Annotated in this window: 1 pseudogene; it reads right to left on the bottom strand. The window is 45.4% G+C overall.

Annotation, left to right across the window (positions count from 1 at the left end):
• Positions 1–15: 15 nt before the first annotated feature.
• Positions 16–519: pseudogene (locus ACX5J7_RS19375) on the bottom strand (alanine:cation symporter family protein); the annotation flags it as partial.
• Between the last annotated feature and the right edge of the window lie 51 nt (positions 520–570).

Below are 570 nucleotides of genomic sequence, written 5' to 3'. Positions count from 1 at the left end.
TTGTCGTTATTAAAGCGAGTAAGCGTTGTTTAGTGCATCGGTAATAGTATTAGCTTGAACAGCACTGAAAACAAACCCGTAGCCAAAGAACAAACAAAGCGAGAAAGCGACAGCTAACCAGGTTTTATTGAGCCCTTGCTTGATGTAGTAAGCAGGGCCGCCACGGAACTCGCCGTTTTCGTCACGTACTTTGTATAGCTGGCCTAACACACTTTCAGCAAAACCGGTGGCCATACCTAGAAGGGCTATCATCCACATCCAAAAAATTGCGCCAGCGCCACCTAGTGATATAGCAACTGCAACGCCAGCTAAGTTACCGGTACCCACGCGAGCCGATAAACTGGTACACAAAGCTTGGAATGAACTTATGCCGTCTTTACTAGAGGTGTTACTGCCCTTCAGTAGGCTGAACATATGACCGAAGTGCCTAAGCTGCACACCACCAAGTTTTACGGTAAACCAGATACCACATGCAAGTAGCATGATTATAAGTACCTGGCCGTCTCCCCGACAGAATATGTTAACTAATGAAACGTAATTCGTTTATCACGTCACTTTCCTTCGTTATTT

The organism is Alteromonas infernus (assembly GCF_902705815.1).
The sequence above is the reverse complement of the archived record's forward strand: the minus strand, read 5'-3'. Positions and strand labels throughout refer to the sequence as shown.